Origin of the sequence: Flavobacterium sp. HSC-61S13, assembly GCF_024171535.1 — a bacterium.
In the GTDB taxonomy this organism is placed as follows: Bacteria; Bacteroidota; Bacteroidia; order Flavobacteriales; family Flavobacteriaceae; genus Flavobacterium.
The window spans coordinates 1-21,211 of the sequence record NZ_JALJZV010000002.1 but is presented as its reverse complement, the minus strand read 5'-3'; the positions used below and the strand labels follow the sequence as shown (position 1 = coordinate 21,211).

Here is a 21,211-nt window from a genome sequence, read left to right as displayed (position 1 = left end):
TTACGCGTAATTCGTGTAAAACCGAATAATCGTGTTTTCGAATATAGCACGCAGCAGTATTAGAACTTATTGTCCGAAGCGTTTGATTTCTATTTTTCGTTCTTTAACCTTTAAAATAAGCGGGTCAATAATCTGTGATTTACCTTTGCTGACAATAATAATTCGTGATTCTTCTTCGGTATATACGTTCTTCGGTAATTGCGAAATATCGATTTGAAGCTGATACGTCCCGATCGGTAAATAGGCGATAAATTCACCTTGATCATTGGTTTTAAAAGTGAAAATTTGACTTTGCTGGTTTGTGAGTGTTACGGCTAGACCGGATTTAATACCACTGACTTCATATTGGAGCTTAGCATCGTAAATATATTCAAATTTGCCTCGAATGTTTCCGGTTTCCTGTAGTGGTATTGCGAGTTCTGTGGACTTGGAAACCAAGTTTAAATCGTATTCTTTTGCCATCCAGTTTTTACCTTTAACCGATATATGGTAAGCTCCATAAGGTACAGCGCGGTATCTTACCATACCGTCTTTTTGGGCAACAAAAGCAGATTGGTTGATCATGATTATACGATCGACTGCGGGCTCGTCTCCTTCATCATAAACGCCATTGGTGTTGCGATCGTAATAACAAAAGATCTGTATGTTTCCTTTTTTTGTATTTGTCGTTGTAGCGCTGTTTGGCAAAGCTTGTGTAATCCCTGCTTGCAAAAAAGTATTATGAGTTTGGAACGATTTGTTTTGATAGTGGTATTGATTTAACGAAACAAAGAAGCTGGTTTTTTTAAAAGCTTTCCATTCTGTCATTCCTGCTAACATATAGCTTTTTCCTGAAAACGAATCATAATTATAAAGGCCGTTGAGTTGAATGGTCAAACGATCATTCCAGAATGATTTTCGATAACTTGGCATGACTGAAAAACGATTGATTTTTTCATCCGAGTCAAATGAATTATACAAACCCTCTGCCAACATAAAATTGCCCTCTTGAATAAAAGCACTTAGCTGAAAACCTTGATAGCTCCAGGATAATTGCGTTTTATGGATAAACTTGTTTTCCGTTGAAAACGGATACTGGGCGATACCTTGAAAAAGGGATAAAAATACCTGATGTTGATGGTTTTTACTGCTCCAACTTGCCGTTTCGTTGATGGAGGTCGATCGATAACTCAGATTTTGATAGGTTGAAGTATTTAAAGTCAGGTAGCGTCCATTTTCAAAATTGACTTGTGGAATAAAACTCAATCTAAATTGGGCGGGCAAAGAAAAATTAATCCCGAGTTCTGCTCTAAAATTTTCGGAATTGTTTTTGTAATATATTAATGGATCGATAAAGTCTGGATTGTAATTATAAAAATTTACACCGACCCACATCATACTTCGTTCAAAGTTTTTTGTGATGCGTTCATCTAACAGCAAAGCTCCTTTTCGAATTCCTGGATAATACCCACTACTGTAAAAATTAGTACTGCTAAAATGATAAGTACCCGTTTTACCTTGCAGGTTGGCGCCAATTGCTATGGAAGGTTTGTACGGTAGGTTGTAATTTGTGAGGGAGGCTCCCGTTAATCCTTGTCCAAATCTAAAGTCGTACTTCCAATTGGAATTTGCGGTCCAAACCAAGTTATTCATCAGCAAATAACTGTCAATACCATAACTTCTATCGAATATAAACGAACTGAACAAGGTTGTTTTTTCAGACAAGCTGAATTTGTTTTTAGCAAAACCGGCAATGCCTTGTGTGCTCCAAGGCGAGGTGCTGATCAGGTTGTATGATTTATCCATAAAACCCAATTGTAATTCCTTAGTTCGTTCGTCGTTTGCGGTATAAACTTTCACTCCTCGGCCCGATAGATTTATCTCAAGATCATTCTCTTGTAGGTTTCCCAGTTGTATGCCTTTTCCATTGGCTTCATACTGAATCCAGGTGTTGGTAAATAACGGCAGTTCTGACGTTTTATTCCATTGTGTACCATCTAGGCTAATAGCTAATTTTCCCTTGTTTAGTTGTATTTCGTTTTTGCCGTAAATGGAGTATGATGGATTATTTCCAGTAAGATCTCGTGCACTTAAAGTAATTTTATTGTCGTTCCAAAAGTCGTTGGAATATCCGTTGTTTGTCGGATTGATATAACGCCGATCTCCTGAGGCATTTTGTACGATAGTAATGGCATTACCGATAAAGTCATTGTTTTGATCTAAAGCGGCTACATTGACGGTGAAGTATTCCAAAGACATTAATTCCTGATCGATGATTTTGCTAAACCGCACTATAGTGTCTGAAAAGGGTTTTAGTTCTATTTCTTTGTTTAAGAGCGTGTTCTGAAATTGCATTTTCGGAAAAGACGCCGTTAATTTAATTTTTTCTATTTGATTCCCGTTGTTGTACACTCGAGTATTAACGCGGATGGAATCGCCGATTTGGCGCATCATCAATTGTGCGTCATCGGATAAGATGCGCAGCTGCCTTTTTGATGATATAGTAATTAGTGTCGTAGCACTTTGGATCACTTGGTTGTTTGAATCAAGTAACCTATAGGTTACGGATGAATTACCAGCTGCATGTAGTTTGTCTACCCAGATTTTTATCGGTAAAAACGAAGAAGCACCTGCCTCCAATGTGATGGATATTGGACCGGGATTTACACGGTTCAAATGGATATCAGAGTCGACGGTTAACGTCCCTGTAAAACGGGTGTCAGTAGTGTTCTTTAAGGAGGTAACCAACGATAATAAAGTTTCGTTTGAAGCGACGATTTCATTATCTGTTTTTAGGGTTATTCCACTTAAATTGGACGATTGCCCGCAGGTCAAGGCATAGATTCCAAAGAATAATACAGTCCATGCAATCTTAGAGGAGCGCGCTTTTAGCAGTGCAAACATAGGTGTTATTGTGGCGTTAATGTATAGATTAACGTAGTGCTATAAGTATCTGGCTTTACTTCTAAGAGGCGTTGATCTCTGGCTTTTGTCCAGTACTTTAAATCGAAATACCGTGCTTGCTTTGCAGCAGCAGGACTTTGGTAAAGTGTCTGGTAATAACTGCTTAATTCCAAGTTGCCCAATGTTCCACTTGTTTTGCTATCAATCAAAGAAAGTTGAATAACACTGATTGGAAGCTCGGACCTACTTGCGGTGAGTTGATTACTCGTCGAGCGAACTTGTATCGAATAGGGTGTCGAAGAAATCACTTTTAAGGCATTATTATATTGCACTTTTACACCGTTGACGTAGTCAGCTAGTGTATTGAATTCGAGAAAACTATTTCTGGAATTGATGGAGGTCTCTATGCTATAGGTGTTTTCTATCGGTGGATTGTCAGAAGGTACTATCTGCAAATTATAATTGTTGATGGTGCCCTGGTGTACAATTCCTCCAGCTGCATTTTTTAACGTGATGACACAATGGAAAGGGTAGGATTGCCAACTTTTTAATTCTTGTAAATAAGCTCCTCCCTGTATGATAATGTCATAAACAATTTTAATTTGGTTATAGGTGCCTGCAGGTGTTTTTAGTTTTAACGGAGAGTTCTGAATCAAATTGACATCAGATAACTGCATGATAATTGGATTCGGATCAGCTCCTATTGAAGTGATCGATGGTGTCACACCCTGAATACTGCCTTCTATATGATTGATGCGCATGGCGATTTTGTCAAAAGGAAATGTTTTGCCCTCCGAGTTTCTAATCGGACTGCTAACTCTAGCAGTCAGCGTCCAGTTTTCTAAATTGGAATTGCCATTCAAATTAACTTGCACCGTGGTCCAATTCGATGCTGTAACACCATTATAACTGTTAACACTGATATAACCATCAGAATAGGTGTTGATGTCGATCTGTGCTTGTACGCCAATTGTAAATAAAAAGTGGGAGAATATAATATACCACCCAACTTTAGTAGAAAAGCTGCTGTTATTCATGAGTAAAGCTTAATTCGGCCATTTTGATAGTTGCATTTTCACCATAATTCAACATCGAAGTAGCGATGTATTTCCCCTTTTCAAGTCCAGCTGGTAAGGTGATCACAACCTTTCTTTGATCTTTCGGAATGGTATAAAATACCGTATCGGGAAGACTTATTTTTTTTCCGGTTTCTTGATTGATTAATTCGCAAGTTAAGGTACCGTCGGCCCAGATATTTCCAGTGTTGTCAAAGTCTAATATAAGATTCTCTTTGTCGTAAGCAAAATTTTGAATTTCCAATTCGGGTAATCTCGCCCCAGGAAAACGCTGGTATATTTTAATACCCGTACGAACTGATACTTTAATATTGGTACCGTGTTCGTTAACGGCATCCTCGGGATTGATTTGAGTGATATACAGCATTGCTGTATGAACGGGAATGGTTGTGCTGAGATTGTTGGGAATCGAAACAATCAATTCCATCTCATAACTTTCGCCCGGTGCTAAGGAAAAAAAAGACTGCGGCGCTATCGAAATCCAGTTCGCACACGAATTGTCTCTCGTTCCAGCATCATAAATCACATTATTGCCCAACTCGTCATAACTCCAGTCGTTTAATGAAACGGCTAAGTCTAAACGCGAGGTTTTGCTCGGGTTGCTAACCAATACTTTTTTGCTTTCACTTTGCCCGACCGCTACCGTAAAATAGTTTCTTGGAGGACTTACCGACAAGCCCGACTGTGCGTATAGGTTGCTACAAATAATAAGCAATACCGCCAATATGGAAAACCTTTGAGATAAAATCATAAGACTAAGGTATAATAAAAAGAGCAATTAGAAATACTATTCCTAATTGCTCTTTTCTATAAATAATAACGGGATCTTTTATTATTGAGCTTCAATAGTATAAGTTACAGTAGTAGTATATACCGTTGGGCTTTCCACGTTGAAATATTTGTTAACATACTTTCCTCCACCTGCAGCGGCATAGTTGATGTTAAAACTTTTGTCGATTCCTCCAGTAGTATTCGTGATTAACGTCTTAGGCGTAGTGGATAAACTTACAGCACTTAAAGTAGAACCAGCAAGTGGTGTTGTTGTACTTAAAGTTGGTGTAATTACGATATCTGTTGCATCAATTTTTTCACTGATTCCAGTATGTGCACTACCTAAAGTTGGTGAAGCAGATTTTACTTTTACTGCAAAGCCACCGGTGCTATAAATACTGATGTGATCCACCTGATCTAATTTTACTCCGTTAGAATAATTTTCTTTCGTAGCGTAATTCAAATCAACGATTTTTTGTGCAGGGTTGATCAAAATAGTTTGAATTGGGCGCAAAGTAACTTTTAAAGTTACATCTTGTGCAAAAGCTTGATTATTAAAAGCTACTGTAGCTAATAATAGGCATAATAGAAGTGTTTTTTTCATTTTTTGTCGTTTTTATGTTGCTCCGTGGTGTGTGATTTGAAGCGATGCAAATGTAATGCGACTTTTTAAAAACGACTGATGAAAAAATACAATTAGAATATGATAAAAATCATTTTTTTTAAGGTGTTTTAAAAGTATTTAGCACGAAAATCCGAAGGAGATTCTTGGGTGTAATTCTTAAAAAAAGAACTAAAATTAGTCTCTTGACTGAAGCCCAATTCGATGCAAATCTCCTTAACGGACAGGTCTGTATTGACCAATAAAGTTTTAGATTTTTCGATCAAAATATCAATCAATAGGGACTTGGCTGTCTTTCCAAACACTTTTTCTGTAGCTTTATCTAAACTGCGTTTTGTGATGTTTAAACGATCGGCATAATAACCAACATTCTTTTCATCATTGATTTTTTCTAAGGCCATTTTTTTGAAATGGGTCGCTATTTTAAACTCAGAAATGGCATGGATCGGTTCTTGTATTGCGGTATCGTTTTTCTCTAAACCGTTTAATAAGATGCGTTCGACTATATTATGTGCAATATTTCTTTTAACCGGATTGACTAATGAAAGCTCTTCGGGATCCTGTAAATATCTAAAATAAGCGTTTTTAAAGACAGAGATTTTATCGATGAAATTTTCAGCAATATAGTATCTGTCATTATTCACAAATAGCGGGTTGTTTTCCAATTGGTGATTTTCTATCTCCGTACGACTATAAAAAATACTGTTGAATATCAGCAAATAAGCATGTTTGTTTTTCTTGTCTATAAAATGATGTAGTTGGTTTGGCCCAATAAATAAAAAATGATTCTCAGGAATGGTGATGAGGGTATTATTGATGACGTGATTATATACCTGTTTTCCCGTCCAAAATATCGAATAACACGGCCAACGTTGAGGTTGTACCACCTCGGGATATTTTGCTATTAACGTATCTAGACTTAACAAACAAATATTTTTTAACTGGCTGATAAATTCAGGATGGGGGATATGGATGGACATAGTTAAGCAAAACGCCGTTAATTGACGTTGTTAAGATTTTGTGATTATAAGGTATTTTCATGCAAATATATTTTATTTAAATGATATTTTGTTAAATCTGTATGTATTGGTAACGTTTTTTTTAAATATACCGTATGGTTTGTCAGGGTGTTAAGAACTGTTTTTTACAGTTAATTAGTCACTTAATTCTAAAATTGAGATAATTTTTAGTATTTTATTTCGAATTATACTCTTAAGTAGTATAAAATCCTAAAAAAAAACCTTAGACGTTTTAGGTCTAAGGTTTTTGTAAAAAAGGTACTTAATATTCCGATCTGCGTGGTTTCTTTTTCTTCTGAGATTGCTTATAAAACCAGAATGCGGCGATTACCACGGCTAAGACGATAAAATGAGGGATATAATCATCAATAGGTACTGGTGGTTCATCGGGTTCTCCGTTTGGATTACCCGGTTGTGCATAAGCGCTTAGAGTAGTAGCTATGACAATTGCAGGGAGCAGTAAGCTGTTTAGATATTTTTTCATATTTATTATTGGTTTTAAATGAATAGCTGTGGGTTGTTTATCGGGTCAATTTTTTAGTTAAGCCTTGCCGCGTTCTGCTGGTCTGGTTCTTGATTTTAAAACCCGTTGCTCGTCAGAGCAACGGGATAAAGTGACTCTAATTTTTTACTTTTTTGTATAAAGTTTGGTTCCCCATCGTTTGGAGTTTGATAAGCAGTATTTGCTGGTTGTTGATCACCGGTAAGACATAATTTTTAGCATCGATTTTTGTCGATTTAAACAGTCGTTTTCCCAGCATATCATAGACTTCGATATGTTGTATATCAAAACCAATACTCTCGATTTGGAAGACATCTCCTTTTTTATAGGCCAACCAATCGCTAACTTCTTTGTCTTTAGGTTGATCGATGGCGAGTTTCGGCGACGCGTACACAATCTCAAAACGCTGGTTAAACACACCACTTTCACTGCTAAAAGCGTAGTCGCCTAAAGTAAGGTCGTGTTCGGTATTCAATAGCTTATCCAATAAAATGATACGTTGATTTTGTTGGAACAATCCATCAACATGATTGATTTTTACACTGAAATTCCCTGCTTCAACAGCTTTAAATCCAAGAGCTACTTTGTCTGTATCGGTAAAAGGTAAGCCTTTACCTTGAATGACATAAGCGGTTTGGTCTTGATCAATCAAAGTGTATAGAGCCGTTCCTTCATGACCAAATAGCTTAGCGTCTTTTCCGTGGTCAAAAGCGCTAGAGGCACCATCGAGATAACCGACCAATATTTGGTTGTACAATTCTTTGGTTTTATCGTCCTTAAGGTCAATCCAATATCTGTGACGCTCTACAAAAGCGGGTTTCATCATCGCTCCGGCAGTATTCACACGCATGCTATTGTTGAATTCAATAGTGCTAGCTAGAGTCTCTAGTATAAAACCTTGTCCTTTTTGTACTATTCCTGTTGGAATCACACCATTACCAGAACTCGTTGAGCCGGTGCTGTTGTAGCTGGCATAATTATTCCCAGTATAAGCTCCGTTGACATACGGATAGGAATTGGTATAGAAATAGGCCGTCGCGTTATAATCGGTTACGATAGCAGATAAATCTAAGGCAGATGGATACGGATTACCAATAGAGGTAAAGTCTGCTGCATACGTGTTTACCGATATCGGTCCGTTGTTTAACACCCCTTTAAATTTCCCTGTATAACTTAACGCGTTTGGTAGGGAGTTGTAGTAGGTGTTTGGTGCTCTAAATAAATAACCATAACCCACTTCCATGGTTGAACTGCTGGAAAGCGTGCTGTTATCAATCGGAGATTGATTGACTAATTGAACGCTTCCTTTATAAGTAAAGATTCTATTCTTTACCGTTTCAGGTGAAAATCCAAATACATTTTGTCCACTTACAGGTGACGACCATAAAGTATAGTCTAACCATTTCATCGGTGTACTGTTGCTAATTACTGTTGCGATACCCGAATTGGCAACGTTTTCAATTTGCAATAAGTTGGCTTTGTCCTCGATAATCAAGTCAGCGCCTACTTCAATGTCTACGCGGTGATTAACGGTTAAGGTATGTCCAGATTTGATGGTAACCTTGGCTTTGTTTTCTACGGATATTGAACAAGCTGTTAAGTTTGCTGTAGAATTGAAATCAGCTTCGAAAACCGCTCTATATTGCAAGGAGTTTGGACTTCCATTACTCCATGCTGTGCCGTTCCATACTGTGGTCAGCGCATAGGAAGCGATGGTTATCTCCTTAACAGTTGTACATTCATTAGCATCTGTGATGGTCACGGTATACTGTCCAGCTGCTAGATTTGAGGCCGTGGCTTCAGAGCCACCACTAGGTGCCCAGAAATAGGTGTAACCCGGTGATCCTCCACTAACGAGTACGGTAGCCGAGCCGTTGGCTTCGCCCAGACAACTTACATCGACTTGTGATGCTGTAACCGTCAATGCACTGCGTTGAGATATATCGACACTGGTGCTAGTAGTACAACCTTTGTAGTCCGTAACAATTACTGTATAGGTAGCTGCTGTTAAGTCAGTGATGGTTGGTGTTGTAGCACCATTGGACCATAAGTAAGTATAAGGCGCTGTTCCTCCAATTGAGTTTACGGTCGCAGTACCTGTGGCTGTGCCATAACAAACGATGTCGGTTTGTGTCGTAGATGGAATTAACAGCGAAGGTTCTGTAATGGTAAATGATGTACTACGAGTACAACCCTTCGCATCAGTGATTTCCACCTCGTAAGTACCGGCACTTAGTCCTGTAGCCGTTGGTGTAGTCGCGTTATTTGACCATAAATAAGTATATGGAGTGGTTCCGCCAGTCATGGTAACCGTAGCCGATCCGTTTGATCCACCATAACAGCTCACATTAACTTGTTTTTCTAAAAGCGTTAAGGGTATAGAGCCTTCAATGGTAAAGCTTCTAGTGATACTACATAGATTGGAATCAGTTATAGTCACGGTATAATTACCTGCGGTGAGACCTGTCGCAGTAGCGGCAGTTCCGCCTGTAGGATACCAGGAATAGGTGTAAATTCCCGTTCCTCCTGTAGCAGTGACTGTAGCAGTTCCGTCAGACAGGGCATTGCAACTGACGTTAGTTTGCGAACTCGTCGCATCGAAAGTCTGGGGCTCTGTAATATTAAAACTTCTCGTGATTTGACAATTGTTGGCGTCCGTGATGGTTACTGTATAATTTCCAGCAGTTAATTCGGTCGCATTGGCGCTAGTTCCACCTGAAGGAGACCAGGAATAACTGTATGTTCCAGTTCCACCAGAAACACTTACGTTAGCTGATCCGGTTGCAGCACCAGCACAACTAATATTAACCTGACTTCCAGACGTAGCCAAAGGTGAAGGCTGCGTAATGGTCATGTTAACCGTGATAGAACATCCGCTTGCATCGGTAATCACTACATTGTAATCACCTGCAGTTAAATTAGAGATGCTTGGTGTGCTTGCGCCAGTATTCCATAAATAGGTATACGGAGCAGTACCACCACTAGGTGTTACAGCAGCAACGCCGTTGTTGTTTTCACTACAACTAACCATTGTTAAAGTCGAACTAGCCTCTAAAGGCGCTAGGGGTTGCTTTATAAGAAAGGAGGCCGTTTTTGTACATCCATTACCATCGGAAATGGTTACATGGTAGTTTCCTACATTCAAATTGGAAATTTTTGACGTGGTTGCTCCATTAGACCACTGGTAGCTATAAGGCAATCTACCTCCGCTAACCGATACTTCTGCAGTTCCGTTTGCCGCTGCATAGCAATTGATATTAGTGCTGGATTCGGTAACTAAAAGCGGCTCAGGTTCGGTGATGCTAACCGATTTAGTAGTTGTACAAGAATTACTATCCGTAATGGTTACGGTGTAAGTGCCTGCTCTCAGTCCTGTAGCTGTCTGTAGATTTCCTCCAACTGGAGCCCAAGAGTAACTATAAGGCGGTGTACCTCCGGTGACATTTATAGTTCCTGAACCGTTAGAACCTCCGTTGCAACTAACATTGGTGTGGGTTTCTGTTACTGCCAGGGCAGTTGGTTGGGTCAGCATTATGGTTTTGGTAACGGTACAGCTATTGAAATCGGTGATCTCGACACTGTATTGTCCTGCTGCTAGTCCAGAAATAGTTTGTGAGCTTGCGCCATTAGACCATAAATAGGTATATGGTGCTGTTCCTCCTGTTGGGGTTACTGATGCAATACCTGTAACTCCATTAAAACAAGCTAAATTGGTTTGACTAGTAGATGCATTTAAAACCGTAGGCTGCGTGATAGTGAAAGTTCTAGATATTTGACATCCATTGGCATCGGTTGCCGTTACGGTATGGAAACCAACAGTCAAACCTGTAGCGGTATCGCTAGTTGATGAGCTGTTGTTCCAAGTATAGGTGTAAGGGCTTATTCCTCCTGAAACTACAACGGTTGCCGTTCCGTTAGAACCACCATTACAACTTACGGGTCTAAAACTTCCGGTTGTTGTCATAGCGCTCAACGGCTGTGTTAGGGTAATAGTTGTAGTAGCTGTTCCGCCAATAGCATCAGTAACGATCACTGTATAGCTGCCCGAACCTAAACTGGATCTCGTAGCAGTTGTTGATGATCCGTCTAGCCATTGATAGGTGTATGGAGCAATTCCTCCAACAACGGTTGTAGTAAGAGCTCCTGTAAGCGTACCATGACACTGGATATGGGTTGGGTTTAGAGTAACTGCCAATGGAATAAGTGGGATTTGAAGCTCATAAGCGCCCAAGTCAATATTCGCCTCGCTCAAACGAGCAAAATTCCCTAAATCTCGATCGTTTTGCAGGTTACCACCGGCTGTTGTATAGTAAATATTATTACCCTTATCTCTAGCAGGGCTGGCCATTTTTAAACTAAAATCGTTGTTTGCCGCATTAGTAAACTGTGGGTCGACATTCCAATTGCCTGTGAGCACATTTTTTGTGATATTGTTAAGCGCTATAAAATTGACAGAAGTGTCTAATCCTGGCCCCGTGGTATTATCCCAAATGATGCTGTTGTAGATTTGAGTAGCCGGTACAGATGATGCCATCGTACCTTGAAAGGCTGTTGTACCTCCAGAGGTGTTTTTAGTGATCACCGTGTTGGTGATTACTGTGGTAGATGCGTTACTATTTAATACAGCATACAAACTGGATACCGTATTGTTATAGATCGCACTGTTGATGATATTAACAGTAGAAGTGTCAATAGAAAAACCTGCAATGTTAGTGGCAGTATTATTTCGAACCTTACCGTTCTTAAAGGTAAAGGAACTGTCCTTAATATAAGCTGCTGCTCCGGTTCCTTTGTTTTTTTCAAAGACGACGTCCAGGAGTTTCACATTGGAAAATACAGCATGCATTCCAGCTCCTGCAGTTCTAAAAATATTCCTTGTGTTTATTGCCACAGCTCCTGTTGTTCCAGTATTTCCTCCGCTAATGGTAAAGCCATCCATGGTAAAAGTGGAATTCACTGCAGTAACCACGTGATAGGTGTTTTCTGTATGATTATCAAAGCTTTCCGCAAGATCATTACCTAGTAAATCACCGCTCAATATCGTTTTATTACTATTCCAAATTCTGTCGTTTACCGTGTTTTCTGTTCCGACAAATCCTCCAAATAGGTTGATGTTGTTTTCAATGTAAAACGTTTGATCTCTAGAAGTAGTTGGCACGTTACTTAAGTCTAAGTCGGTTAATTTGTATTGGGGGAAATAGGTGCCTGCGGCAACCCAGATTTGAAGTGGATTTTGTGCAGTCCAAAGATTTTTGCTAGCATTATCTCGTGCCCATGCTAAGGCATCGGACAATTCCCCTATCGCATTATTCCAACTATCACCAGTACCGTTTGAACCTTTTTTTACAAACAGTACTTTATTGCTGTTCGGTGCAAAATTGAAGTCTTTTATGGAACGAATGCGGTAATTTCCCAAGTCACTGAAGTACAGCTGTGAGTTGGCATATAATAGCCCGCTTGGGCCCTTAAGGTTGGCCAGTTCTGGGGATCCATTATCTCCAGAAAAGCCTTTAGTTCCCGTACCGGCATAGGTGGTATGTACACCGCCGGCCGTAATTTTGCGAACAACGTGTTTTCCTCCTGCACTCACATAGATGTTGTTTAGCGGATCTACCGTTACTCCGTTACATCCTCCCAAACCGTTGCCAGTAATGTTGGTTGTACCGTCTCCAGCTACATTGGAAAGCTGACCGTTGTTCAAATTCACTTTGCGGATGCGTCTATTGCCCATGTCGGCTATGTAAAGATCCGTGTCTTTGATAAATAAAGCAGTAGGGGAATTTAACGCAGCGGTTGCTGCTTGATTGTCCGCAATGTTAAATCCCGCTATGCCTGTACCGACATAGGTTGTATGAATGCCTGTTGCAGTGATTTTCTGTATCGTATTTTTTTGACCGGTGCTGACATAGATATTTTGATTGCTGTCTACAGCTACTGAAACGCATCCACCGAGTCCATTAGTTGTGGTGTTTTCCGTGCCATCTCCGGCTACCGTAGTAATGATATTGGTTGCCAAATCAACTTTTCGAATGCGTCGATTGCCTTGGTCGGCAATATACAAGTTGTTATTCTGTATAGTAACACTTGATGGTGCATTAAGCGTGGCTGCATTAGCGAGCCCAGTATCACCACTATAACCGGCAATTCCTGTACCTGCAAATACCGTTTTTTGCTGAGTGGGAGTAATTTTTAAAATGACGTGGCTACCAGCCGTTGCCAAATAAAAATTCCCATCAGTGTCTTGGGTAATACTAGTTGCAGATCCTGTAGACTGATTGGTTATAGCGGTATTTCCATCACCCCAAACCGTATTGATTTTATACTGCGCTTGCAGTAGAAAAGGCAATAATAATCCTAAAATTAAATAGTATATTTTTTTCATAATCGATTAATTATAGGAGGGATAATATCCTTGTACGGCAATTATATAACTAAGTGCGATATAAGGTTGCAAGTTATTGATCGGTGTTCCGGAGGCAGGGGAACTAACCGTTTGCGGGCTTAGTGGTGTTGTAGGCATAGCGGTCGAATAACTCGCATCTACCTCGTTCAAATCAAGTGTTTTTCCTGTTGCCAAACTGTTTCCTGCTGCGATGTTGGTGTCTCCAGGACCGTTATATACTTTTAACGTGTGATTGTGATAGGGAAGGTTGGATTGAACTAGGGTGATGGTTTCTGTACCTTCAACCGAGCCTTTAACATAGGTGATTCCAGAAGAAGCATCTGTTCCTGAGCCTGTAGCAATACGCCCTCGTAAATCTGGTAAGGCAAAGGTTGTTTGTCCGTTGCCTCCATAAATAGTACCTAATAAGCTGAACAGCGCCTGGTTTTGAGCGATCGACAAAATCTGGCCGTTGCATTCGAGCCAACCTTTAGGGATAAAATTTATTGGGGAGATTTTAATCTCTCCGAGGATAGGATAATCTTGAGCTTGCGACATCCACGGACAACTGAAAAAAGCCAGTAGAGAGCATAGTGCGGGGAGTAGTATTTTTTTCATATTTAAAAAAATAAGGTAGTTATTTTAAATCGATTGCTATATTTTATGAGTTAATTCTTAGAGGGATATATGCCATTTAGAGCAATAATATAGGTTAACGTTAAAGACGGTTGGGTATTTGAAATGGGGGTGTTTCCACCGGCAATGGAAATGGTTAAGGGGTGGAGTTCCGCATTGGGGGGTTGCGTGGAAAACGGAAATTGTACCGAGTTCAAATCAAGTGATTGTGCGATTGCAATAACAGCTCCTGTAGCCGTATCAACATTACCTGTGCCACTATATATATTAAAATAATGAAAATGGGAGGGCAAATCATTTGCAGTAAGGGTAATAGTTCTAGCGCCAGTTGTAGTCCCAGGAAGATAGTTTTTAGTTAGACCCGGTCCTTGTCCTGTACCGACAGGAACATTTCCGTTCAGATTGGGCAAAGCAAAATTCGTTGTCCCATTACCGCCATAAGCATTACCAATGATGCTATACAGGGTCGAGTATTGGGCAATAGGCAAGATAGCTCCATTACAAAGTGCCCAACCAGCAGGAGCACTATGACCGTTAAATATTTTTATTTCTCCAATATAATTATCCTGAGCGAAGCCTTTTAAAGAACTTAATAAGAACAGCGATAAACTATATAATGCGAGGTGGAGTAGATTTTTTTTCATAAATATAGATGATGAGAAGTGAAGATTATGGATGACTTGGGTACACACCATATAGTGCAATGATATGTGTAATTCCGATAGAAGGCTGGGTGTTTTCCATAACTGAATTTCCACCAGCTGCTGAGATGCTTGAAGCATTGAGAAGCGTGTTTGGTGCATGGTTTGTGTAACCTTTGATCGTACTGTTTAAATCTAGGGTTCGGTTTCGGGCCAGTGCATTATTTTGTGCATTCACAACATTGCCGACAGCATCAGATATACTGATTAGATGCGAATGAGGGGGAAGATTGAAGGTATTTATAATAAAGCGCTCCGTGCCACCACTTTGTCCCAGTTGGTAATTGCTTAAGGTAGGACCTTGACCTCTTCCAATCACTACGCGGCCTCTTAAATCTGGAAGATTAAATGTATTTATTCCATCTCCGCCATAAGTCGTACCAAGTAGTGTATACAAAGCACTATTTTCTGAAATATCTAATGACTGACCATTACAAATAGCCCAATCAACCGGTGGGTAATTTCCTGCAAAAAGTCGAATTTCACCCAGCATTGGCTGCGCAAAACTTTTGATCGAAAAAGCTAAAAAGAGAAATAGTGTCCCTTTAAAGTGGAGGAGTAGTTTTTGTTTCATAAAGTGTAGAAGTGTTAATTGCGTTTTAGTCTGTATTTAGTGACGAGATGCATCAAATTTAGAACTTATTACTTTTTTTGAACCTATACTTTAGGCTAGTTTTTTATTTTTTGTGGGACAGTTTTTTTGTTAAATTGTTGTTTTTCAGTGAAGTGATTTTTCATTTGTCTACTTTTTATTACTAAAGTGTTCAGCTATTGTGAAGAAAAAAGAAATTTTAAAAATGATTTGGATGGACGGATATTTAAATTTATTTAAGTTAATTTTTAGAAGTTTTAATTCACTAAATTTGCATTGTTCGCATTTAGCGAGATTTTAACTAAAAAAGAAACCTATTGAGTTTTATTCGAACCCTAGTAACCACTGTATTAGTTTTGGCTCTTTCTTTTGTAGTAAATGCACAGGAGAAGGTCGAACAATTGGATCTTAGTTATTTTAATCAATTCAAGTTTGAAGAACTGAATAAGGAACAAAATACCTTCGAAGCGAAAGCATTGGAAAATGATTATTTTTGGATAAAATGTGTGATTCCTTCGGATTTACTAGGCAAATCGTTGACCTTGCAAATTTCCAGTATGTATTTTGACGAAATACTCCTCTACGCACAAAATGATAGTGGCGCTTTTAAACTCGTCGGACGTTCTGGAAACAACTTCCGCGACGTTCACGATAAGCCGACAAGGTTTAATCAAATTGAGTTTAGTACAGATTATCCGGTAATATTCCTGAAAAACAAAGTCAGCCGTTATGCAGGAGTTGATTTACAAATCAAGGAAACAGAGCAACTCTATCAAGATGAGCGTTGGGATTTTTTTAAACTCGGAGGGTATTACGGTTTAGCAGTCATGTCCGTGATTTTTAATTTGGTATTTTATGTCATTTTTAAGGACAAGCGATTTATCTCCTACTGCTTTTTACTAAGCTTTATTTTTTTACAGTTTTTATACGAAGATGGACTACTGATTTTTTTAACAACGAATAGCTGGATCCTCAAAAATTTCGTGGTACTTTTTTCTTGGTTAACCGCTGCGATGGCCTGTGTGTTTACCTACCATTTTTTAAATATCAAAGCCACAGATTCCTACTTTGTTAAAGTAGCGGGCATCTTAGTTGCGATTACTTTAGTCGTTACGCTTATCTATTTTTTTACAGATAACATCGTTTTTTTACTGTTGGCAAACGGTTTTAATGTTTTGGTGGCTTTATGGTGTTGTTATATAGGGATTAAGTTATTCAAAACAAATGTACTTGCTCGTTTTATGATCGCCACTTTGGGGATTGTATTACTGTTTGGTATAGGTTATAATTTACAGCAAATGTCGATTTCACCTATTTTTAATTTTTTCACCAGAGATACTTTTAGATTAGCTAGTGCCTTCGAAATCATAAGTATTAGTTTTGCAATTATTTACGATGTCAAAAAGATTAAAACTCAGAATTTTAATTATCGAAATGAAATCCAGAATTATGTCAAACAATTAGAAGTACTCAATTTTGAACAAATCGATTCTGGTTTAAAACCACCAAAGAGTATCTTTATAGACGGACAGTTCATGGATTCTGTTCTTGATAAACTCAAGCAAACCCATTTTTTAACTGAAAGAGAGTTACAGGTTTTGAAGTTTATTACAGATGGGTACTCCAACCAGCAGATCGCGGAAAAATTATTTGTATCGGTCAGTACGGTCAAATATCACGTGAGTAATTTGTATTTTAAATTAGAAATTAAAAACAGAAGTCAAGCGGTTAAATTCATGCATCAATATGCCAATCCTTCTTCCTGAAAATCCCTTCGTTAAGGGAGTTAAATGGCTGTAGTATCGATACGATCCCAAGCATAGAGATTGTGAGGCCAAATGATCCTAGATTGTTTTGGTCAGACTGTCGTTATTTCTCGAATAGTTTAGTGGTTTAAAAAATACGAACTGTCTTGGGTATCGATGTTCTTACAGTCCTGAATTACTACTAGGATACTGTATTATTCGGCAAATTTAATTCATTCTAAGGTTTTGTGATATTCGGAATAATGAAATGATAACCACATAAATCTAACTTTTTTTTTGTTTTATGCATTGATATTTGTCTTGATATTTATGAATTATAGAACTTGTTGTTTTTTTTATTTCGATAATTTAACCCAAATCAGGTTTTGTGTGCGTAACAATTGTAACGCTTTAGGGGTTTTAAAGTTTGTTTTATGTTCAAATAGCGGTTTTTGGCACATTTTAGTTAATTGAAACAAAGGGGATAACGGTAAAATTATAAAAATTTAATTTTAGTAATAGTAGGGGACATTGGCTTTTATGTTACAGTATAAGGTGTTCAATTACAGCGTTTTGTCGTTTTATTGGGTGGTACATTTATAAAGGTTCAGACTGTAACGCTTTTGTAACATCGGAATTATTTTAAAAGTACTGTACTGAAGTTTAGAAACTTGATTAAAAAGTAGGGATATATTAGACTTATGATTTTGTTGTGCTGGGAAATCCTGTTCACAAAGAGATCAATTCGTCAATGTTAACCTAATTTGCTTATTAATGAAAACCGTTCAAAATTATGTTGTTCCAATCATGGTCTGCATAGTGCTTATCGTGTCAAGTTTGTATTTTAAAAATCTCGATTTAACCCCTGAAAGTTTCTTTGGACTGATTTATGGCTCTTTTTTTTATTTACTTTGCCAACAATTTTTTATAGAAAAACAAGGTGTTAATTGGATCCTCTTTTATGGAGCTATTGGCTTGACTTATAGCATCAACTATTTGTTTGGCCTTAATCTTAGTGATGTTTTTTCTATAGTAATTGTCGTGTTTTACTCCTATCAGTTATTCAGGCAGTATAGAAGTTGTGCTAGTAAGGCCAATGCTGATATCTTTAAATACTTATTAAGCTTTAATGTAGTTGTTATAGGTTCATACAGTATATTGATCCTAGATTCTTATTTTAATTGGGGCATGGGAATTCCTATTTCTGTGTTGTTGTATGTGCTTTTACTTACTGCACTACTCTTGTTGATTGCCTCATCATTTTACCATACTTCTTCCGATCACAGTATTGCAGCATCGTCAGACTCAAGCAAGGAAAAAGAGTTTGAAGAGATTGTTGAAGTTTTACAAACACATTTTGAAAAATCGGAATGTTATTTAAACTGTAATTTGAGTATACAGCAACTAGCTGAGGTACTTAATCTATCGAGGATCGAGATTTCAAATGCGTTAAATCAAGGGTTAAAAGTTAATTTCTATCAATATATAGCTGCGTACCGAATCGAGTATGCAAAAAAACGAATCATCGAAAACGAGAATTACACTATTGAAGGACTTTCTATAGAATGCGGTTTCAATTCAAAAACATCTTTTAACAAACATTTTAAATCCAATGTCGGAAAAACTCCTTCGTCGTATAAATGTTTTAAAAACTTAGAACATGTATGATATAGTTTTTGAAATGATCTTGTTTATACTTTTCATTTCAGGGTTTTTAAACATTTTTCTGGTAAGCGTTATATCTAAACTAAATTACACTACCTCTATTTGGAACTCTATAAGTTTTTTTATAGTAGTTGTTGGATACAGCGGATTGATGATTTTGATGATGAGATTAAATATGAACTCATTTATCTTAAGGGGAGTGCCTTTCGCACTTTGGTTTTGCCCGTTATTTTTATTCGCTATTCGTGATGATTTTAAAAGATTTTATAAAATAAAGTTTTTGTATTTTATTCCTGCAATCTTTTTTATGAAATTATTTATTTTGATAAATTTAAATTTGTCGCATAATGAAATGCTCAAAAATGTCTATTTTATAATGCTTCATAGTACAACGGTTATCGTCATGGGTTGTCTCTTCTTTTATGGTTTTGTGTGTATCTTAAAAGGATTAATCGTCGATACAAAATTAAAGTATCTCGTTTTTCTAAGTATTTTATATTGGGTGGTGTATACCAGCTTTTTTGTTAGTTTTCTGATTTTAGATTTGGATTTTGAATTTGAGGCAACATGGTGGAATTTAATTTCATACCTCTTTTTATTGATTGTTGTTATCTTTTTGACCATTGAGAATATAAAACAGTTTAAGCAAAGTACCAATTACATCAAAAATAAAGAAATAGCCATTCCAGTTAAATATACGAAGTCAAAAAAAAATATAGATGATTTAAATAGTTATAAATATCATGTAGATAAATTATTACAGCAAGAAGTCTATTTAATACACGATTTGAATTTAGATGATTTGAGTCATCAACTCAAAATCCCTAAACATTATTTGACACAAGTTTTTAGTTTTCTCTACAAGTCCAATTTTAAACAAATCATCAACAGACATCGTATTCTATACGCAGCTAAGCTGATTAATGAAGATTGCAACAAGGAGCGTATCAACGATATCGCATATTCTAGCGGTTTCAATTCGAAAACATCCTTTTACAGGGCTTTCAAAAATGAATTTAATTGTACTCCATTAGAATTTAAAAAGAAAAATCCCGGGAACCTTCGTTAATTCAGTTTGTTTATTTAGATAGACGATATACCAAAAAAGCAGGAAAGCTCTAAGTGCTGTTCCTGCTTTTTTTGTTCATACACAATTGCGCCATATACTTTTCAGTATTTCATGTGGTTTTACGAATGTTTAGAAGTTTTAAATCAATCTTTTTTTAATACCAGCAAATAGGTTTGGCATTTTTCATCCAATTCTAGTCTATATATTATCAAAACTTCAAGGAAGAATTAGCATGAGTTTCTTGATCAAACAAACTTAATAAAAAAGCATTTTTCAGACTTTTTTATGCTGTCGAAAAATGCTGATAATTCATGGATAACATATTTGAATTTTTTTAATATCAATAAACTGAGCCAAATCAGATTCAATGCTGATTATTATTTACTGAAATATTTATATTACTGATTTTGTGGTAGTTGTGTTTATTTTATTGTGCTCTGAGCGTGTAGTTTCAAAAAATTGGAGGACACAACTCCCTGTTTTTTTGAGACTTTTTTTGTAAAAAATAAACACAAATTTGTTCTATTAATTGAGGTGTATACCCTGATGTATCATCGAAAATTTTTAAACAAATAGAACTTTTTATTATGAAATCGCCTTTGTCAAAAAGGTTGTTGGAAACAAACACCACTGTAGAAAAGTGATTCCATATGTCCTTAATGTAAAATAATATCTACAAATGAAAAAAAATCTACTCTCGATTGCTTTCTTAATGGGAGCAGGAGCAATGTATGCTCAGGTTGGTATTGGTACTACGGAACCAAATAAATCAACTCAATTAGAAATTGTATCAAAAGATCGAGGGGTATTAATCCCCCAGGTCGCTTTGAATGGAACCGGAGATGTAACCAGTATTAGCAACGGCAATGTGAATAGTTTGTTGGTATTTAATATTAATAAAGTAGGTGATGTTGTTCCTGGATATTATTATTGGATGGTGGACAGATGGGTACGCCTTCAATCTTCTGAAGATGTTGTTCCAACACCTTTTTCTCTAACGGCATTGAATTATGATCCAGTGACTAATACTTTAAGCTATACTAATGGTTTGGGGACAGTTATAGATTATATTTTGAAGAATACTACAAATACAAGCCTGACTTTTGCCAACGGAAATTTAAAATTGACGGATAGCTATGGAAATTCTGTAGATGTAGATATTTCATCGATAGATACCAACAATATAAACTCTAGTTTAGTGGTCGTTGGTAATGATTTGGTATTGACCGATAACAAAGGTATTCAGGTAAAAATCCCACTTAGTTCAATTGATAAGAACACAACGAATGCTTCTTTGGCTTTGACAAATGGTGATTTGATTTTGATCGATACAGACGGTAAAGCATTAAATGTAAACCTTTCTTCTATTGACACCAATACGACCAACAGTACTTTGACCGTTGCCGATGACAAATTGATTTTGACCGATAGTGATGGTAATATGGTAGACGTTTTGTTAAACACGATCGATACCAACAACATCAACGCGACTTTAGCTGTAGTGGGAACGAATTTAGTTTTGACGGACAACAAAGGAGTGGCGGTTCA

At 37.4% G+C, this 21,211-nt stretch carries 13 protein-coding genes and 1 pseudogene; 4 read left to right on the top strand and 10 right to left on the bottom strand.

Features of this window, described 5'->3' with window-relative positions; translation table 11 throughout:
- Positions 1-66: 66 nt before the first annotated feature.
- From L1275_RS02415 to L1275_RS02370, 10 genes are all read right to left on the bottom strand, one after another.
- Positions 67-2,883: a carboxypeptidase-like regulatory domain-containing protein gene (locus L1275_RS02415; RefSeq protein WP_253469319.1), complete on the bottom strand. Its 2,817-nt coding sequence runs from the start codon at positions 2,881-2,883 to the stop codon at positions 67-69.
- A gap of 5 nt (positions 2,884-2,888) precedes the next feature.
- On the bottom strand, positions 2,889-3,920 hold the full coding sequence (locus tag L1275_RS02410; protein WP_253469317.1) for a hypothetical protein: 1,032 nt from the start codon (positions 3,918-3,920) through the stop codon (positions 2,889-2,891).
- On the bottom strand, positions 3,913-4,710 hold the full coding sequence (locus tag L1275_RS02405; protein WP_253469315.1) for a molecular chaperone: 798 nt from the start codon (positions 4,708-4,710) through the stop codon (positions 3,913-3,915). Before L1275_RS02405 ends, L1275_RS02410 begins: the two co-directional genes overlap by 8 nt.
- A gap of 81 nt (positions 4,711-4,791) precedes the next feature.
- Positions 4,792-5,334, bottom strand: a complete 543-nt coding sequence (locus tag L1275_RS02400) for a hypothetical protein (RefSeq protein ID WP_253469314.1) — start codon at positions 5,332-5,334, stop codon at positions 4,792-4,794.
- Positions 5,335-5,462: 128 nt separating this feature from the next.
- On the bottom strand, positions 5,463-6,278 hold the full coding sequence (locus L1275_RS02395) for an AraC family transcriptional regulator (protein ID WP_253469313.1): 816 nt from the start codon (positions 6,276-6,278) through the stop codon (positions 5,463-5,465).
- Positions 6,279-6,633: 355 nt separating this feature from the next.
- Complete coding sequence (locus L1275_RS02390; RefSeq protein WP_253469312.1) at positions 6,634-6,855, bottom strand: hypothetical protein; 222 nt, start codon at positions 6,853-6,855, stop codon at positions 6,634-6,636.
- 136 nt (positions 6,856-6,991) lie between these two features.
- Positions 6,992-13,255 (bottom strand): hypothetical protein, encoded by a 6,264-nt coding sequence (locus L1275_RS02385; protein WP_253469311.1) that lies wholly within the window; start codon positions 13,253-13,255, stop codon positions 6,992-6,994.
- Between the two features lie 6 nt (positions 13,256-13,261).
- Positions 13,262-13,873, bottom strand: a complete 612-nt coding sequence (locus tag L1275_RS02380; RefSeq protein WP_253469310.1) for a phage tail protein — start codon at positions 13,871-13,873, stop codon at positions 13,262-13,264.
- 50 nt (positions 13,874-13,923) lie between these two features.
- The gene (locus tag L1275_RS02375; RefSeq protein WP_253469309.1) at positions 13,924-14,535 is read right to left on the bottom strand and encodes a phage tail protein; all 612 of its coding nucleotides are present in this window, start codon (positions 14,533-14,535) and stop codon (positions 13,924-13,926) included.
- A gap of 25 nt (positions 14,536-14,560) precedes the next feature.
- Positions 14,561-15,085: a phage tail protein gene (locus L1275_RS02370; RefSeq protein WP_253470017.1), complete on the bottom strand. Its 525-nt coding sequence runs from the start codon at positions 15,083-15,085 to the stop codon at positions 14,561-14,563.
- Positions 15,086-15,501: 416 nt separating this feature from the next.
- On the opposite strand from L1275_RS02370, the gene L1275_RS02365 reads away from it, so the two are divergent.
- The 4 genes and pseudogenes from L1275_RS02365 to L1275_RS02350 form a co-directional block, all read left to right on the top strand.
- Entirely contained in the window at positions 15,502-16,950 is a 1,449-nt protein-coding gene (locus tag L1275_RS02365; protein ID WP_253469308.1) for a LuxR C-terminal-related transcriptional regulator, read from the top strand.
- Between the two features lie 753 nt (positions 16,951-17,703).
- The gene (locus tag L1275_RS02360) at positions 17,704-18,597 is read left to right on the top strand and encodes an AraC family transcriptional regulator (protein ID WP_253469307.1); all 894 of its coding nucleotides are present in this window, start codon (positions 17,704-17,706) and stop codon (positions 18,595-18,597) included.
- Between the two features lie 373 nt (positions 18,598-18,970).
- Positions 18,971-19,663: an AraC family transcriptional regulator gene (locus L1275_RS02355; protein ID WP_253469306.1), complete on the top strand. Its 693-nt coding sequence runs from the start codon at positions 18,971-18,973 to the stop codon at positions 19,661-19,663.
- A gap of 679 nt (positions 19,664-20,342) precedes the next feature.
- Positions 20,343-21,211 (top strand): annotated as a pseudogene (locus L1275_RS02350) (hypothetical protein); the annotation flags it as partial.

Bases quoted from the DNA above. Each gene is read 5' to 3' on its own strand.
- L1275_RS02415 (WP_253469319.1), bottom strand. From the start codon at position 2,883: ATGTTTGCACTGCTAAAAGCGCGCTCCTCTAAGATTGCATGGACTGTA.
- L1275_RS02410 (WP_253469317.1), bottom strand. From the start codon at position 3,920: ATGAATAACAGCAGCTTTTCTACTAAAGTTGGGTGGTATATTATATTC.
- L1275_RS02405 (WP_253469315.1), bottom strand. From the start codon at position 4,710: ATGATTTTATCTCAAAGGTTTTCCATATTGGCGGTATTGCTTATTATT.
- L1275_RS02400 (WP_253469314.1), bottom strand. From the start codon at position 5,334: ATGAAAAAAACACTTCTATTATGCCTATTATTAGCTACAGTAGCTTTT.
- L1275_RS02390 (WP_253469312.1), bottom strand. From the start codon at position 6,855: ATGAAAAAATATCTAAACAGCTTACTGCTCCCTGCAATTGTCATAGCT.
- L1275_RS02385 (WP_253469311.1), bottom strand. From the start codon at position 13,255: ATGAAAAAAATATACTATTTAATTTTAGGATTATTATTGCCTTTTCTA.
- L1275_RS02380 (WP_253469310.1), bottom strand. From the start codon at position 13,873: ATGAAAAAAATACTACTCCCCGCACTATGCTCTCTACTGGCTTTTTTC.
- L1275_RS02375 (WP_253469309.1), bottom strand. From the start codon at position 14,535: ATGAAAAAAAATCTACTCCACCTCGCATTATATAGTTTATCGCTGTTC.
- L1275_RS02370 (WP_253470017.1), bottom strand. From the start codon at position 15,085: ATGCTGGGTGAAATTCGACTTTTTGCAGGAAATTACCCACCGGTTGAT.
- L1275_RS02360 (WP_253469307.1), top strand. From the start codon at position 17,704: ATGAAAACCGTTCAAAATTATGTTGTTCCAATCATGGTCTGCATAGTG.
- L1275_RS02355 (WP_253469306.1), top strand. From the start codon at position 18,971: ATGCTTCATAGTACAACGGTTATCGTCATGGGTTGTCTCTTCTTTTAT.